General features: G+C 72.1%; 16 protein-coding genes. 9 read left to right on the top strand and 7 right to left on the bottom strand.

The genetic code is table 11. The features are described 5' to 3' along the window. Positions 1 to 101 precede the first annotated feature (101 nt). The 3 genes from ACLQ2S_RS16360 (at position 102) to ACLQ2S_RS16350 (ending at position 4568) form a co-directional block, all read left to right on the top strand. Positions 102 to 2231: a SpoIIE family protein phosphatase gene (locus tag ACLQ2S_RS16360; RefSeq protein ID WP_425701980.1), complete on the top strand. Its 2130-nt coding sequence runs from the start codon at positions 102 to 104 to the stop codon at positions 2229 to 2231. A 193-nt stretch (positions 2232 to 2424) separates the two neighbouring features. After that, positions 2425 to 3804 (top strand): glycoside hydrolase family 6 protein, encoded by a 1380-nt coding sequence (locus ACLQ2S_RS16355; RefSeq protein ID WP_155217852.1) that lies wholly within the window; start codon positions 2425 to 2427, stop codon positions 3802 to 3804. A 176-nt stretch (positions 3805 to 3980) separates the two neighbouring features. Then, positions 3981 to 4568, top strand: coding sequence for a general stress protein (locus ACLQ2S_RS16350; protein WP_155217850.1), 588 nt, complete (start codon positions 3981 to 3983; stop codon positions 4566 to 4568). Positions 4569 to 4637: 69 nt separating this feature from the next. On the opposite strand, the gene ACLQ2S_RS16345 is transcribed toward ACLQ2S_RS16350, so the two are convergent. Continuing rightward, the gene (locus ACLQ2S_RS16345) at positions 4638 to 5159 is read right to left on the bottom strand and encodes a GNAT family N-acetyltransferase (protein ID WP_309223202.1); all 522 of its coding nucleotides are present in this window, start codon (positions 5157 to 5159) and stop codon (positions 4638 to 4640) included. A gap of 158 nt (positions 5160 to 5317) precedes the next feature. On the opposite strand from ACLQ2S_RS16345, the gene ACLQ2S_RS16340 reads away from it, so the two are divergent. Together ACLQ2S_RS16340 and ACLQ2S_RS16335 are read left to right on the top strand one after the other, a co-directional pair. Beyond that, the gene (locus ACLQ2S_RS16340) at positions 5318 to 5797 is read left to right on the top strand and encodes a MarR family winged helix-turn-helix transcriptional regulator (protein ID WP_309223201.1); all 480 of its coding nucleotides are present in this window, start codon (positions 5318 to 5320) and stop codon (positions 5795 to 5797) included. 10 nt (positions 5798 to 5807) lie between these two features. Next, positions 5808 to 6794 carry a pirin family protein gene (locus tag ACLQ2S_RS16335; protein ID WP_155217848.1) on the top strand — a complete coding sequence of 329 codons (987 nt, stop codon included), beginning with the start codon at positions 5808 to 5810 and terminating at the stop codon, positions 6792 to 6794. A 97-nt stretch (positions 6795 to 6891) separates the two neighbouring features. On the opposite strand, the gene ACLQ2S_RS16330 is transcribed toward ACLQ2S_RS16335, so the two are convergent. The 3 genes from ACLQ2S_RS16330 to ACLQ2S_RS16320 all read right to left on the bottom strand — a co-directional run bounded on the left by ACLQ2S_RS16330 (position 6892) and on the right by ACLQ2S_RS16320 (position 8413). Beyond that, positions 6892 to 7020 (bottom strand): hypothetical protein, encoded by a 129-nt coding sequence (locus ACLQ2S_RS16330; RefSeq protein ID WP_255456636.1) that lies wholly within the window; start codon positions 7018 to 7020, stop codon positions 6892 to 6894. A gap of 159 nt (positions 7021 to 7179) precedes the next feature. Continuing rightward, positions 7180 to 7914 (bottom strand): hypothetical protein, encoded by a 735-nt coding sequence (locus tag ACLQ2S_RS16325; RefSeq protein ID WP_309223200.1) that lies wholly within the window; start codon positions 7912 to 7914, stop codon positions 7180 to 7182. Positions 7915 to 8140: 226 nt separating this feature from the next. After that, a complete protein-coding gene (locus ACLQ2S_RS16320; protein ID WP_425702028.1) occupies positions 8141 to 8413 on the bottom strand; it encodes a hypothetical protein in 273 nt (90 codons plus the stop codon). On the opposite strand from ACLQ2S_RS16320, the gene ACLQ2S_RS16315 reads away from it, so the two are divergent. Further along, positions 8307 to 9131: a SigB/SigF/SigG family RNA polymerase sigma factor gene (locus tag ACLQ2S_RS16315; protein ID WP_155217846.1), complete on the top strand. Its 825-nt coding sequence runs from the start codon at positions 8307 to 8309 to the stop codon at positions 9129 to 9131. The genes ACLQ2S_RS16320 and ACLQ2S_RS16315 overlap by 107 nt on opposite strands. 60 nt (positions 9132 to 9191) lie before the next feature. On the opposite strand, the gene ACLQ2S_RS16310 is transcribed toward ACLQ2S_RS16315, so the two are convergent. Genes ACLQ2S_RS16310 through ACLQ2S_RS16300 form a run of 3 tightly spaced genes read right to left on the bottom strand, consistent with a single transcriptional unit; the run spans position 9192 to position 11967 of the window. Beyond that, entirely contained in the window at positions 9192 to 9788 is a 597-nt protein-coding gene (locus ACLQ2S_RS16310) for a GNAT family N-acetyltransferase (protein WP_155217844.1), read from the bottom strand. Then, a complete protein-coding gene (locus ACLQ2S_RS16305; RefSeq protein WP_155217842.1) occupies positions 9785 to 11308 on the bottom strand; it encodes an APC family permease in 1524 nt (507 codons plus the stop codon). The genes ACLQ2S_RS16310 and ACLQ2S_RS16305 overlap by 4 nt, the downstream gene beginning before the upstream one ends. 32 nt (positions 11309 to 11340) lie before the next feature. Further along, a complete protein-coding gene (locus tag ACLQ2S_RS16300; RefSeq protein WP_309223199.1) occupies positions 11341 to 11967 on the bottom strand; it encodes a GOLPH3/VPS74 family protein in 627 nt (208 codons plus the stop codon). 143 nt (positions 11968 to 12110) lie between these two features. On the opposite strand from ACLQ2S_RS16300, the gene ACLQ2S_RS16295 reads away from it, so the two are divergent. The 3 genes from ACLQ2S_RS16295 (at position 12111) to hrpB (ending at position 15909) form a co-directional block, all read left to right on the top strand. Then, entirely contained in the window at positions 12111 to 12953 is an 843-nt protein-coding gene (locus ACLQ2S_RS16295) for a helix-turn-helix domain-containing protein (RefSeq protein ID WP_425701979.1), read from the top strand. Between the two features lie 44 nt (positions 12954 to 12997). After that, positions 12998 to 13189 carry a DUF397 domain-containing protein gene (locus tag ACLQ2S_RS16290; protein WP_425701978.1) on the top strand — a complete coding sequence of 64 codons (192 nt, stop codon included), beginning with the start codon at positions 12998 to 13000 and terminating at the stop codon, positions 13187 to 13189. A gap of 110 nt (positions 13190 to 13299) precedes the next feature. Further along, complete coding sequence (gene hrpB / locus ACLQ2S_RS16285) at positions 13300 to 15909, top strand: ATP-dependent helicase HrpB (protein ID WP_425701977.1); 2610 nt, start codon at positions 13300 to 13302, stop codon at positions 15907 to 15909. Positions 15910 to 15916: the final 7 nt, after the last annotated feature.

Raw genomic sequence — 15916 nt, 5'->3', positions numbered from 1 at the left:
AGAGCCCACCGGATCGGCTCTGACCTGCCCTGATGTCCTGGCCCGACGCGCCCGGTCGATGATCGGGAACGTTGGTCGAGCGGGCGGACTAGGCTGCGCTCATGCCAGGAACGGTCGGGCGAGTACCCACGCCAGCAGGCCCTCTGCCGGGCACGGCGGTCCCGGGCACGAAGACCGTCGCCGGCCACCCCCGGTGGGGTGCCACGACGCTCGGCCCGTACGAGTCGTGGGATCCCGCGGTGCGAGCGGTGGCCGACGTGGTGCTCGCCTCACCGGCCCCGATGGCCCTGCACCTGGGCACGGACTTGCTGCTGCTCTACAACGAGGCGTACGCCGAACTGATCGGCGACCGGCATCCGGACGCCGTGGGACGTCCCGCCGCGGAGGTCTTCGCCGACGTCTGGCAGCGCCCGGGGATCGGCGACGTGATCGAGCACGCGTACCGCAGTGCCGCTGCCCTGCTGGACCGGGAGATCCCGCTTCCGCTGTACCGTGCCTCCGGCGCGGTCGAACAATCCGTCTACACCCGCGCCTGCTCTCCGGTACGCGACAGCCGGGGCCGGGTCGTCGGTGTCCTGGCCGTGGTGGCCGAGACCAGCCCGGCCGCCCGCCAGTTGCAGGGCCTCAGCGACTTCGCCGCGGTGCTCTCCGGCACCCTCACCCTGGACGACGTGGCCCGGGTCGCGCTGCGCTACGCGATCACCACCTTCGACGCCGACCGGGTCTCCTTCGCCGTGGACGACGGCGGCGGTGGCAGCGGGTGGCGGATGGTCCGGCGGGTGCGGGGCGAGTTGGTGGACGAGGCGGACGAGCGGCTGCCCCCGCTGTGGCGGCGCGGCTCGGCCGACTGGTCGGCCCCGGCCGTGGTCAGCGCCCGCAGCGGGCAGGCCAGTTTCACCGACGACGGCCAGCCGCTGCACGAGATCGCGGTGGACCGGCACGATCAGAAGATCCGCGCCCTGGCGGCGGTGCCGTTGCGCGCCTCGGTGGTGCGGGGGGCGCTGACCGTCGGCTACCGATCCCCGCACCCGTGGTCCGCCGCGGAGCGGGCGCTGCTGGCCGCCTCGGCCGAGCTGATCGGGCAGGCCACCGAACGGGCCCGCCGCTTCGAGACCCAGCACGGCACCGCCCAGCTGCTGCAACGCAGCATGCTGCCGGAGAACCTGCCGGTCCTGCCCCGCCTGCGGATCGCCGCGCGCTACGACCCGGGCGTGGACGGCAACGCCGCCGGTGGGGACTTCTACGACGCGTTCGTGCTGCCCACCGGCGAGTTGGGGGTGGTCCTCGGTGACGTGGCGGGCCACGACGTCCAGGCCGCCGCCCGGATGGGCCAGGTGCGGGCCGCGTTGCGCGCGCTGGCGCTCAACGACCCCCGCCCGGACCGGGTGCTCGCCGGGCTCGACCGGCTGGTGGGCAGCCTCGGCGCGGAGGCCGGCACCTACGAGTTGTTCGTCACCGTGGCGTTCGGTGTCATCGACGTCGAACGGGAGGAGCTGACCCTGGCCAGCGCCGGGCATCCGGCACCGCTGGTGCGTCGCTGTTCACCGACGGGTGAGCCGAGGGCCGAGTACCTCGACGTGCCCTCCGGCACCCCGTTGGGGATCGGCTACCGCGCCGCGACGCGTACCGTCGCGTTCTCCCCCGGCGACACGTTGCTGCTGTTCAGCGACGGTGTGGTGGAGCGACGCCGGTATCCGCTCACGGACGGCCTGACCCGCCTGGCGGATTCGGTGGCGGGGGCGCCCAGCGGCGATCCGCGGTCGTTGTGCGCGGTGGCCTCCGCGGCCGTGCCCGGCGCGACCGAGGACGACGTGGCGGTCCTCGCCGTCGAGTACGCGGTGCGGCCGAGCCGGTCGGCGCGGATGGAGGTGCCGGCCGAGCCGACCGCGCCGAGCCGGGTACGGCACTGGATGACCGCCCAGCTCACCGAGTGGGAGGTCGCCGAGTCGGTGATCGGTGCGGCGGTGCTGTGCACCAGCGAGCTGACTACCAACGCGCTGCTGCACGCGGGCACGGCCGCCCGGGTGGAGGTCGACCTGAGCCCCGAGCGCCTGCTCGTGTCGGTGGCCGACTCGGGCTCCCGGGGCACCGTCACCCGGACCCGTACGGAGACGTTGAGCAGCCGGGGACGTGGCCTGGGTCTGATCGAGGAGCTGAGCGACGCCTGGGGCACCGACCCCACGGTGCGCGGTTCGACGGTCTGGTTCGAGATCCTGTTGCCGCCGACCTGATCTGACCTGGGGCGGCACCGGTCGCGGTCGGGTCGGCGATCGCACGGCGACCGACGGTAGCCGGGTGGGTGTCGTAACCCCGCACGCATCGAGTTGTTCCGAAAGTCTTCACAAGCCGGCAATCGACCCGTACCTTGTCGGACATGTGGGAGCGCTTCCACGCACTTTCTTCGATGGGTACGAGGAGCAGACCATGAGAAACCGAAGTACGTTCGCTCTGGTCGGCGCCGCGGCGACGGCACTGACCGTGGCCGCCACCGTCGGCGTGGGCGCGCTGCGCCCCGCGCCCGCCGCCGCCGCCGACTCCGTCTTCTACGTCGATCCGCAGGCCAGCGCCGCCCGGTGGGTGGCCGCCAACCCGAACGACCCGAAGGCCGCCGTGATCCGGGACCGGATCGCCAACGTGCCGCAGGCCCGCTGGTACACCACCACCAACACCTCGACCGTACGCGCCGAGGTGGACTCCTTCGTCGGCGCCGCAGCCGCCGCCGGCAAGATCCCGATTCTGGTGGTCTACAACATCCCCAACCGTGACTGCAGCAACCACAGCGCGGGTGGCGCGCCGAACCACTCCGCCTACCGGCAGTGGGTGGACCAGGTCGCCGCAGGTCTCGGTGGCCGCCCGGCCAGCATCATCCTGGAACCGGACGTGCTGCCCATCATGACCAGCTGCATGGACGCGAACCAGCAGGCCGAGGTGCGGGCCTCGATGGCGTACGCCGGCAAGGCGCTCAAGCGGGGCTCGTCGGCCGCGAAGGTCTACTACGACATCGGCCACGGCGGCTGGCTCTCCGCCGGGGAGGCCGCCGCTCGGCTGAACGCCGCCGACATCGCCAACAGCGCCGACGGCATCTCGGTGAACGTGTCGAACTACCGGTACACGCACGACGAGGTCGCGTACGCCAAGCAGATCATCGCGGCCACCGGCCACTCCCACCTCAAGGCGGTCATCGACACCAGCCGTAACGGCAACGGCCCGGCCGGCTCCGAGTGGTGCGACCCGCCGGGACGGGCGATCGGCACGCCGAGCACCACCAACACCGGCGACTCCGCCATCGACGCCTTCCTCTGGGTGAAGCTTCCGGGTGAGGCGGACGGCTGCATCGCGGCAGCGGGTCAGTTCGTCCCGCAGCGGGCGTACGACCTGGCCATCGCGGCAGGCCCGGTGCAGACCACCCCGCCGCCCTCGTCCCCGCCGCCGCCCTCGTCCCCGCCGCCGCCCTCGTCCCCGCCGCCGCCGTCGTCCCCGCCGCCCGGTGGTGGTGGCTGCTCGGTGACGTTCACCCCGAACACCTGGCCCGGTGGCTTCACCGCCGACATCCGGGTGACCAACCAAGGTGCCTCGCTCAACAGCTGGACCCTCACCTTCACGGTCGCGTCCGGGGTGCAGCTGAGCAACGGCTGGAACGGTGACTGGAGCCAGTCCGGCAACCAGATCACGGTGCGCAACGCCGCCTGGAACGGCAGCCTGCCCAGCGGCGACACGCTCAGCGTCGGTTTCCAGGGCACCTTCACCGGTGGCAACCTGGCCACGCCGAGTGGGTACAGCCTGAACGGCACCGCCTGTTCCTGATCGGCCGATCCGACCCGTGGGCCCCCGACGCCGCCGAGACCGGCGGCATCGGGGGCCCACCCCTGCCCCCTCGGGCACTGCCGCTCGAGCTGCCGGGCCGGATCAACATGGGGCCGCCTCAGGGTGTTACCGCCGCGTCGACCCGGGAAGGCGACAGGTGACGAAGGAGGAGAACCATGACCACACAGTCGAACCCCTCGGCCTGGCAGCCGGGTGTGACCGGCGGCGGCACCCTCCCGTCGGGCCCCGGCGGCCGTCCCGCCGCTCCCAGTGGTAACGGCCACGGACCTCCCACCGGTCCACCGACCGTGACGATCGGCGCGTTCCCGGACTATCCGGCCGCCCAGCGGGTGGTGGACCACCTCGCCGACAACCGGTTCCCGGTGGAGCGCACCGCCATCGTCGGCACCGACCTGACCCTGGTCGAGACCGTGCTGGGCCGGATGACCACCGCCCGCGCGGCGCTGGTCGGCGCTGGCACCGGAGCCTGGTTCGGTCTCTTCATCGGCCTGCTGTTCGGCATCTTCACCGTCGGGAACTGGGTGGCGGTGATCCTGGCCGGCCTGGTCATCGGCGCGATCTGGGGTGCCGTCTTCGGTGCCATCGCGCACGCGATGACCGGCGGGCAGCGTGACTTCACCTCGGCCAGTTCGCTGCGGGCCAACCAGTACGCGGTCACCGTGGAGGCCGACGTGGCCGACCAGGCCCGTCAGCTGCTGGCTCGACTGAACCTGGGCGGACGCGCGCCGCAGACGGCCGCCTGACACCACCACCACCGACGCCACCACCGGCGGTCCCATCGTGGGGCGCCGGTGGTGGTGTCGCGCGTCGGGTCAGTCGGTGGCGAGCCGGGCGTGCAGGTGCTCGTCGTAGCGTCGACCGTCGCCGTAGCGGTGCGACTGCCGCAGGGTTCCCTCGGCCAGGAAACCGGCGCGCTCGGCGACCCGGCAGGAGGCCGGGTTGGCCACCGCGTGACAGAGTTCGATCCGCTCCAGCTCCAGGTCGGCGAAAGCCCACTCGGTGAGCCGTACGACCGCGGCCGTCGCGACCCCTCGGCCACGCGCGGCAGCCACGGTCCAGTAGCCGATCGAGGCGTCGCCCGCGTGGATGCGGTGCAACGAGACCGAACCGAGCAGCGCGTCCGGATCGGTCGGGTCGACCACCGCCAACGCCACGTGGCCACCGCCGGACCAGTCGGCGCGCCACCGTAGCCAGCGCAGCGCGGCGTCGAGGTCGAGCGAGTCTCCCGGCGGGTTCCATTGGGCGATGGCCGGATCGTGCCAGGCGTCGAGCACGGCAGGCGCATCCGCCTCCCGCCAGGGACGAAGCAGCAGGCCAGGTGCGGTCAGTTCCACCGCGGCAGCGTCTCACACCACCCCCACGCGACGCGCACCGGTTTCGCCCGTCTATCTCTTCAAACCTGCACGACCGAACCGTTGGCTCGTCATCCTCCTGCCTCGCGACAGGACAGGGGCACATTGTTCAAATTTTTAGTAAGTGCTACCTTGGCACCGTGACCGAGAGCCTGGACCAGACCCGCCTGACCGCCTGGCGGACCTACATCGAGGCGAGCCAACGGCTGTTCACCCGGCTGGAGGACGACCTACGCGCCGCCAGCGGGCTCAGCTTCGCCGACTACCACGTGCTGGTGCTGCTCTCCGAGGTGCCCGGGCAACGACTGCGGATGGGCGAGTTGGCCGACCGCCTGGTCTTCTCCCCCAGCCGGCTGACCTACCAGATCTCCGCCATGCAACGGCGGGGCCTGGTCGCCCGGCAGCCCTGTCCCCGAGACGGGCGGGGCAGCGAGGCGGTCCTGACCGCCGCCGGGCTGCTGGCGCTGCGCGAGGCCGCACCGCACCACCTGCGGTCCGTACGCACCCACCTCATGGACGACCTCGACGACGCCGAGGTCGCCTGCCTGACCGGGATCTTCACCCGGCTCGGCCGACGGCTGCGTGACGCCGCCGGCGACACCATCCTCGGCGACAACTGAAGGAGCCCCGATGCCCGCCATCACCGTCGACAACGTCCTCGTCCTGCCCCGGCTGCCCCGGCTCGACGAGTCCACCACGTTCCGGCCGGTCCGCCGACTCAGCACCGCGCCCAGCGGCTTCGAGGGCGAGGGCTTCCCGGTGCGCAAGGCCTTCGCCGGGGTGCCGATGAGCGAGCTGGACCCGTTCATCATGCTCGACCAGATGGGCGAGGTGGACTACGCCCCCGGCGAGCCGAAGGGCACCTCCTGGCACCCGCACCGCGGCTTCGAGACCGTCACCTACATCATCGACGGGATCTTCGACCACCAGGACAGCCACGGTGGCGGCGGCACCATCACCAACGGTGACACCCAATGGATGACCGCCGGCAGTGGGCTGTTGCATATCGAGGCTCCGCCGGAGCACCTGGTGGTCAGCGGCGGGTTGTTCCACGGCACCCAGTTGTGGGTCAACCTGCCCCGGGCGGCCAAGATGAGCCCGCCGAAATACCAGGACATCCGGGGCAACCAGGCGGCGCTGCTCACCACCCCGGACGGCGGCGCGCTGATCCGGGTGATCGCCGGTGAGATCGCCGGTCACCGGGGACCCGGTTCCACGTACACCCCGATCACCGTCACCCACGTGACGGTCGAGCCCGGGGCGCAGGTCGACCTGCCCTGGCGGCCCGACTTCAACGCGCTGGTCTACGTGCTCGGCGGTCGGGGCACCGTCGGCGCGAACGGCCGTGGCGTACGCACCGGCCAGCTGGCCGTGCACGGGCCGGGTGACGCCCTGCGGTTCAAGGCCAACGCCCGCCAGGACAGCCGCAACTCGACGCTGGACCTCTACATCATGGGCGGCCTGCCGATCCGGGAACCGGTGGCGCACTACGGGCCGTTCGTGATGAACACCCGCGACGAGCTGCTCCAGGCGTTCGAGGACTTCCAGGCCGGACGCCTCGGCGTGATCCCGGCGGAGCGGCTGCCGCACACCGGAGGTCAGGGCGAGCGTCCCTGATCGCAGATCGGGCGCCGGGGCGGCTCCGATGTCCGGGGCCGCCCACCCGGCGCGACCGACCGGTCCCGCTGCGCGGTGCGGGCCGACGGGCCGTGGCTCAGGAGACGGCGAAGATGCCGGCCACGCCGAGCACGACCATCACCAGTACGGTCAACAGCGCCCCCCGCTCGCCCTCCACCGCCTGCTCACGGTGTTCGGTCGCGGAGTTCGTCGGCTCGCCGGACATGCTACGGCTCCTCGCTGCTCGGGGTGGGGATCGGCCGGAACACGCCGACCCGGTCACCGAGTTACCCGCCTGGCCCGGTGAAAACCTCACCGGGCCGCCCCGATCCACCGACCACCACCCACCACGCCAACGCGGGGTGGGTCGCCGCGTACCGCCCGGTCAGGATCTCGACGACAGGCCGGTAGCCGCCGTCCGGTGTGGCGACCGACGGACCGGCTCCACCTCGCCGAGCACCGTCAGCCCACCGGGGTACGCGAACGACGACCTCGGTGAGTAGTAACCCCAGGCGATGGTGAGCGGGTTCTCCGGGCGCAACGCGTACACCGGATGATCCGGGTCGAGGAACTCCACTGATTCGATCTCGAACGAGGCGGACGGTTCGGCGACCACCGGGTAGATGCTGCTGACCAGTTGACCGTGCAACTCGGTCAGGTAGCGGTGGTGGCCGTTGTGCACGAGGTGTCCGGTCTCCCCGACCCGCACCTGGGCCCGGATCACCGGCAGGCCCTCGATGGCGGTCTCCGTGACGATCGTGTCGTTCCGCTCGGTGATGCTGGTACGCCCCGACATGGCCGGGGCGCCCCGAGCCAGGGCGTAGCCGCGTACCCGCTCGCTACAGGTGACGTAGTGGGTCCACCAGCCGCCCGGGGTCACCCCGTCCGGGGCGTCCATGTCGAGCAGCGTGATGCCGATGTAGGTCAGGGAGTAGGCGCCGAAGCCGGAGGTCTGACTCTCGTCGTCCACCACGTACTGGTTCATGAAGACCTCGCGGTCCGGGTGGGGCCGCAGTCCTGCGGGGACCAGCGCCGCCACCGCGTCCGGGTCCGCCGGGAGCCAGCTGAAGTACAGCGTCCGGCAGTTCACGACGAGGTGAGGAACGGCAGGATCGAGCACGGCGCCTCCGGATCAGGGGTGTACCCCGCGACGCTATGCCCGGTCCCGTCAACGGGACAACGACGGATTGGTGACACTGACGGGCAGCCCACCGCCCGGCATCATCCGTTCGACACCTTCCCGCCGCTGTCCGACTCGGCGACGGCGACGTTCGGGCTTACCTAACTGGCCCGATCGGCTACCTCGATGCTACGTCCCTCATCCCCTCAGCACAGAAACCGACCCTTCAGCGCACGGTATGAGGCATTTCTTCCTTGGCATCCCATAAGTACATCGTCCGTTCGGCTAGATTTTTGTTGGACGGTCGGGCTAAGGTGACTTCCGAACGTACAAACAGAAACAACCAAAGCGTCACGTCTATATCCGCGGACGAGGTGCAGGGAGGACCACCAATGACCGCGTCAACGATCACCGAATCGACGCCCGCCCCGGCAACCACGGCCCCTAAGCTCGACCCGCGGGCGCTCACCGACAGTGCCGCCGACTTGTTGAACGCCATGGCCGCGCTGCCGGCCGGGCACCCCTCACGGGCCGCGCTGCGCGACCGGGCGATCGAAGCCTGGCTGCCCCTGGCCAACCACCTCGCCCACCGCTACAGCGGTCGCGGCGAGCCCACCGACGACCTCGCGCAGACCGCCGCCGTCGGCCTCATCAAGGCGATCGACAAGTTCGACCCCTCCCGTGGCGTCGACTTCGCCGGCTACGCGATCCCCACCATCATCGGCGAGCTGAAGCGGCACTTCCGCGACCGGACGTGGGACATCCGGGTACCCCGCCGGTTGCAGGAGCTGCGGCTGGCGATCTCCGACGCCAACAGCTCCCTGTTGCAGACCCTGGGTCGCTCCCCGACGGTCGCCGACATCGCCGCCCACCTCAAGCTCACCGAGGAAGAGGTGCTGGAGGGTCTGGAAGGCGCTCGCGCGTACAACGCGGTGTCGCTGTCCACCCCGACCGGCGACGGTGACCGCGCGACCGAACTCGGCGACATGCTCGGCGGTGAGGACAGCGAGTTCGAGCTGGCCGAGCTGCGGGTGGCGCTGGGCCCGGCACTGGCCACGCTCGACGAGCGGGAGCAGAAGATCCTGACGCTGCGGTTCTACGGCAACCTGACGCAGTCGCAGATCGCCGAGCAGATCGGCGTCTCGCAGATGCACGTGTCCCGGCTGCTGGCTCGGGCGCTGACGAAGCTGCGGGGGCAGCTCGACGGAACGTACTAGGAGGGGGTGGCGCCGGTGGCCGGGTCCGTCGGACCCGGCCACCGGCGTGTCCGCACCACCTCAGGCGGCGGCCACGGGCTCCCGCCACATCGGCCAGAACGGCGTACCGTCGGGCAGCCGGAACGGCTCGGCGACCCGGTAGCCGTGCCGCGCGTACAGGTCGCGGCTGGTCTCGCTGCTCGCCTCCAGGTACGCCGGCATGCCGTTGGCGTCCAGCCAGGCGTGATGGTGACGCAGCAACGCTGTCCCGACGCCCTGGCCCTGGCGGTCCGGCCGCACCGCGAGCAACGCCAGATGGTGGTGGTCGGCGTGCGGATGGTTGGCGGCGAACAGGTCGTCCAGGTGCACGAAGTTCGGGGTCCACTCCCCGCACGCCGAGGCCAACCGGGCGTCGTAGTCCTCCGGCGGCGGCAACGGTTCGCCGACCGACGGCAGCCAGACCGCCACGCCGGCCCGGTCGTCGGTGCCGAAGACCAGCCCGTGCCGCATCGCGTGACTCACGATGATCTCGAAGTTCCCGGCCAGCACCGTCTCCCGCCTGGCCTCGTCCGGCACCAGCCACCGCGTCGCGTCGAGCACCAGGAACGACTCGGCGATCCGCTCGGCGACCCAGCGGGCGTCGTCCGCACCGAGCCGGGTGATCTGCGTCGTGGTCATCGCCGCACCCCCACCGTCGGCGTCGGCTCGGTGACCGACTGCGAGACCACGCCGGCCGCCGCGCTCTCCGCGCCCAGACCGACCCGGGCGTACGTGTCGGGACGCCGCCGCCGCAGCGACAGGCCCCACAAACCGCCCAGCACGGCCGCCACCGGGTAGGCCAACGGGATCGCCCAACGCAGCGGCGAGTCCGGCTCGACCCCGAGCAGGTTGGCGAAGTTCTGCACCGCCAGGATGATGATCGCGATCAACGCGACCGTCGCGATGCCGGGCGCGATCAACCTGCGCCACAGCGTCTCCCGCTCCCCGCTCCGGGCGAAGAACGCGATGATCGCGACCGAGGTGGTGGCGATCATCAGCAGTACGCCGAACCCGCCGCTGGTACCCAGCCAGAAGAACAGTTGCAGGACCGGATCCCAGCCGTTGACCGCGTACAGGAGGATCACCAGCAGGCCGAGGGCACTCTGGGCCAGCGAGGCGGCCCGGGGCGCGCCGGTCACCGGCGAGGTCCGCCCGAACACCGCCGGCAGCACCCGCTCCCGGCCGAGCGCGAAGGTGTACCGCGCGGTGGTGTTGTGGAACGAGATCATGGCGGCCAGCACCGAGGTCAGGAAGAGCGCCTGCCCGATGGTCAGGACGGTGTCGCCCAGGTGCTCCCCGGCCAGGTTGAAGATCAGCTCGACGCTCTGGGTACCGGCCTGCTCGACGATGCGGTCCGGTCCGACCGCCACCGTCATGCTCCACGAGGAGAGCGCGTAGACCACCGCGATGATCGCCACGGACAGATAGGTGGCCAGCGGCACCGTACGCCTCGGGTCCTTGCTCTCCTCGCTGAAGACCACCGCGGCCTCGAAACCGACGAAGCCGAGAATCGCCAGCACCAGCACCGCGCCGAGTCCGGGTACGAAGAAGTTGTCCGGCGAGAACGCGGTGAAGCTCACGTCGCCGCCGGCCGGGTTGCCCAGTTGGCCGAGGTCGAACACCACGATGATGGCGATCTCGGCGCAGAGCAGCGCCGCCAGCACCATGCCGTTGATGTCCACCCGGAGCAGGCCGAGCACCGCCACCATGGCCCACGCCACCAGGGCCACGATCCACCACTGTGGCGTGATCCCGAACAGCCGGTCCAGCACCGGGGTGGCCGCCGCGCCGATGGTCCCGTAGAGCCCGACCTGGAGGGCGTTGTAGGCGATCAGGGCCACCCAGGCCGTACCCACCCCAGCGGGTCGTCCCAGCCCACGTGCCACGTACGCGTAGAAGGCACCGGCGTTGGCCATCCGCCGGGCCATCGCCACGTAGCCGACGGAGAACACCGTCAGGACCAGGGCCACCGCCAGGAAGGCCAGCGGAATGCCGAGCACGCCGATGACGCCGTAGCCGGTGGTGACCACGCCGGCGACCACGGTCAGCGGTGCCGCCGCGGAGAGGACGAAGAAGATCACCGAGGGGACACCGAGCCGGCCACGGGCCAGCGCCTCGGATACGTTGCTCGGTCGTTGGGATGTCGCTGTCGAGGACATGTACCGCTCCGGTCTGGGGAAGGGGTGCCGGGTCAGGGAGCGCCGCGCAGCACCGCCGCACCGACGGCGGCCTCGGTGTGCGCGACGAGTTCCTTCAGCGGGTCCGGCAGGGCCGGGATGATCAGGTTGAGTCGGTGGTGCGCGCGCGGACCGGCGCTCCACAGCACCTCGCGGGTCAGTCCGGCGGCGGTGACCAGCCCGAGCAGCAGCGCGTCGGGCACGGTGGGGGGTTCGGCGCGTTCCAGCAACGCCCGCAGCCGGGTGGCCGGCCAGGCCACGACGTTGAGGTCGATCGGTTGGTACGTGACGACGGTCCGCAGCAGCCGCCGGGTCTCCTGCCGCCGCAGCACACCGGCCCGGCACAGCCGCTCCCCGACCGAGGTCACCGCGGTCTGGGCGAGGAAGCTGAGCCAGGTTCGCACCGACTGGTGTTGGGCCTCGCCGACCAACTGATCCAGTACGGTGTGCGCCAACGCGTCAGCCGGAGGTCGGCGGTCGATCACGGCGACCTGGCCGGCGGTGACCGTCACGTGTCCGTAGAGGACAAGCTCACCGAGGAGCCCTCCGGCCAGCCCGAGGCCAGTCGCCGCCGGGTGCAGCTTCGCCTTGCCCCGGTTGTCGTTGTGCGCGATCAGAAAGAACTCGTCGGCGGTGAGCACACGTCCTCCCCGAGCCGGCCGTCCAAAGTGATCGCTAACCCGGGAAAGGATGCACTGAGCGCAACTGCAACGCAACTCCCGTTTTTCTTAGTTGCACTCCGTGGTGGTGCGACCTGCGCCTTTTCCCGTGACAGACTCGGAGGGTGACTGCGAGCCCCACCGTCAGACGCCGCCGCATCGCCCGCGAGCTGCGCCAGTTGCGAGAACGTTCCGGAATGACCCTGGACGTCGCCGCCCGCCAACTGGACATGTCCAAGAGCAACCTGTCGCGCATCGAGAACGCCCAGATCGGCATCAAGCCCCGCGACGTCCGAGCCGCCCTGGCGCTGTACCAGGTCACCGGCTCCGACGCCGAGGCGCTGATCGAGATCGCCCGGGGCGCCCAGCAGCGCGGCTGGTGGCAGCACTACAGCGACGTGCTCCCGGACTGGTTCGAGTTCTACGTCGGGCTGGAGGCCGAGGCGGCCACGCTGCGCACGTACGAGGCCGAGGCGGTGCCCGGCCTCCTACAGACCGAGGCGTACGCCCGCGAGGTGTACCGACTCACCGCCGGCGAGTCGGGACTGGACCGTAAGGTGGCCGCCCGGCTACGCCGCCAGGACGTGCTGCACGGCAACGCCCCGGTGGAGCTGTCGGTGGTGCTGAACGAGGCGGTACTGCTACGCCCTGTCAGCGATCGGAGCGTCATGGCAGGCCAGATGAGCCACCTGGAAACCGTCGCGCAGCTACCGAACGTCACCATCCAGGTACTTCCCTTCGACGTCGGCGGACATCCGGCGATGAACTCGTCGTACGTGCTGCTCACCTTTGCCGACGCGGCCGACGCGGCCGTCGTCTACCTGGAAAATCTCTCCGTGGGCATGGCACTGGAGGAGCCCGCGCAGGTGCGCTCGTATAGCCTTGTGCACGAGAGGCTGTGCGCTGTGGCACTTGATCCAGCGGCGTCCCTGGTCCGCCTGAAGGAAGCTTCTCGCTACTTTACGTGACCGCTGCATCGCGGTCACTTTCGGTAACGATGAAGGGGATCGCGATGACCGCGCTCGACCTGTCCCGGGCGAAGTGGCGCACCAGCACCCGCAGCGTGGGCAACGGCAACTGCGTCGAGGTGGCCACCATCGACGATGGGGTTGCGGTACGGGACAGCAAGGACCGCCACGGCCCGGTGCTGACCTTCCCGCCGTCGGCCTGGAGCGCCTTCGTCACCAGCGTCCACAGTCGCTGACCCCTCCGGGCTCCGGGCGGACGCCCTCCTGACGCATCCTGCCGCCCACGTCCCCGCGCGGCCAGGATCGACGCCGCGCCGCCCGGACGACCGGAGCGCCGCGCCCCTCCGTGGATGCCGGCGCAGGTGGGCTGGGCGGGGCGGTGCGAGACTGGGCCGTGCTCTCCGACGTGCCTCTCGACCTGCCGGTCCGGCCAGTGCTGCCGACGCTGGTGGCGGCGCTGGAGTCCGCCGGCAGCGCGGTCCTGGTCGCCCCGCCCGGCACCGGCAAGACCACACTCGCCCCGCTCGCGGTGGCCGACGCGGTGGCCGGGCGGGTGATCGTCGCCCAGCCTCGCCGGGTGGCCGCGCGGGCCGCTGCCCGGCGGATGGCCGCCCTGCTCGGCGAGCCGGTCGGCGACCGAATCGGCTACGCGGTTCGGGGTGAGCGGCGGGTCGGGTCGCGTACCCGGGTGGAGGTGGTCACCACCGGGCTGCTGGTCCGCCGGTTGCAGCATGACCCGGAGTTGCCCGGCGTCGACGCGGTGCTGCTCGACGAGATCCACGAGCGGCAGCTCGACGCCGACCTGGCGCTCGCGTTCAGCGTGGAGTCCCGCGCGGCGCTGCGGCCGGAGCTGTGGGTGCTGGCCATGTCGGCCACTCCGGAGGCAGACCGCTTCGCCGCCCTGATCGGCGGCGCGACATCGGCGCCGGTGGTGCGGGCGGAGTCGGCGCTGCATCCGGTGACCCGCATCTGGGCCCCACCGCCTCGACCGGTGCCACCGCCCGGCGCGGGACCGGTGGACCGGACACTGCTCGACCACGTCGCGGCCACCGTCCGACGAGCGCTGCGCGAGCAGGAAGGCGACCTGCTGGTCTTCCTGCCCGGGGTGGGCGAGATCGCCGCGGTCGCCGGCAGACTCTCCGACCTGCGCGACGATGTCGACGTGCTACGCCTGCACGGCCGCCAGAGCAGCGCCGAGCAGGATGCCGCGCTGCGCTCGGGAGTGCGACGGCGGGTGGTGCTGGCCACGGCGGTGGCGGAGAGCAGTCTGACCGTGCCGGGGGTGCGGACGGTGGTGGACGCGGGCCTGTCCCGGGTGGCCCGGCTGGACCTGGCGCGAGGGCTGGGCGCGCTGGTCACCGTGCCGGTGTCCCGCGCGGCGGCGACCCAACGAGCCGGTCGGGCCGGTCGGGAGGCCCCCGGCCAGGTGTACCGCTGCTGGTCGCCGGGGCTGCACGAGCGGTTGCCCGCGCAGCCGGAGCCGGAGATCGCAACCGCAGACCTGACCGGGTTCGCCCTCGAGGTAGCCGCCTGGGGCGCTCCCGGCGGGACCGGACTCGCGCTGCCCGACCCGCCTCCGGCGGCGGCGATGGCGGTGGCCGCCGAGACGCTGACCGCCCTCGGCGCGCTCGACGCGGACGGGCGGATCACCGAGCGGGGTCGGGCGGTCGTCGCCGCCGGAGCGCATCCCCGGCTCGCCCGCGCCCTCATCGACGGGGCCGACCGGGTGGGTGCCGACCGCGCCGCGCAGGTGGTGGCGCTGCTCGCCGAGTCGACGGTGGCCGGTTCCGGCGACGATCTCGCTGCCGCCTGGCGTCGGTTGCGCGCCGGCACCGACCCGGCCGCCACCGCACGATGGCGTGCGGAGGTACGCCGGCTGCGCGCCGCTCTGCCGCCCGCCGCCCCGGACCAGCCGCAGGACGCGGCGGACGGGGTGCCGGTGCACAAACGACGGGATGGCCGACGCCCAGCGTGGTTGCCCGACGACCTCGCCGCCGGGCTGCTGGTCGGACTGGCCTACCCGGAACGGCTGGCCCGGGTGCGGCGGCCGGGCGGTTCGGCGTACCTGATGAGCGGCGGGACCGCGGCGGAGCTGGCACCCGGCTCGGAGCTGGCGGGCGTCGAATGGCTGGCCGTCGCGGTGGCCGATCGTGCCCCCGGCGCACCGGCCGCCCGGATCCGGCTCGCCGCCGTCCTCGACGAGGTCACCGCCCGCGAGGTGGCCGGCTCCCTGCTGCGCAGTGAACGCCAGATCGGCTGGTCGGGCGGGGACGTGGTGGCCAGGGAGGTGCTCCGGTTGGGGGCCATCGAGGTGGTCGACCGGCCCCTGGCCCGCCCCGACCGGGAGGCGGTGGTCGCCGCCCTGCTGACCGGGCTGCGCGACGCCGGCCTCGACCTGCTGAGCTGGACGCCGTCGGCCACGAATCTGCGCGAGCGCCTGGCGTTCTGCCGACACGCGCTCGGCGACGACTGGCCCGACGTCTCCGACGAGGCGCTGCTGGCGGGCGCCCCGCACTGGCTGGGGCCGGAGCTGTCCGACGCCCGACGTCGCAGCGACCTGGCCCGGGTCGACGTGACCGCCGCGCTACGCCGGCTGCTGCCCTGGCCGGTGGCCGGGCGGCTGGACGAGTTGGCACCGGAGCGGATCGCGGTGCCCAGCGGTTCGCGGATCCGGGTCGACTACGCCGACCCGGCGGCCCCGGTCCTCGCGGTCCGGCTCCAGGAGACCTTCGGCTGGTCGCAGGCGCCCCGGGTCGGTGGGGGTCGGGTGCCGGTGCTGCTGCACCTGCTCTCCCCCGCCGGTCGACCGGTGGCGGTCACCGCCGACCTCGCCTCGTTCTGGCACTCCGGCTACCGGCAGGTCCGCGCCGAACTGCGCGGACGCTACCCACGCCACCCCTGGCCGGAGGACCCCACCACGGCCACGCCGACCCGGCACAGCGGGCGTCGACGGTAGCCCGGTG

Origin of the sequence: Micromonospora sp. DT48, assembly GCF_049844495.1 — a bacterium.
In the GTDB taxonomy this organism is placed as follows: domain Bacteria; phylum Actinomycetota; class Actinomycetes; order Mycobacteriales; family Micromonosporaceae; genus Micromonospora.
The sequence above is the reverse complement of the archived record's forward strand: the minus strand, read 5'-3'. Positions and strand labels throughout refer to the sequence as shown.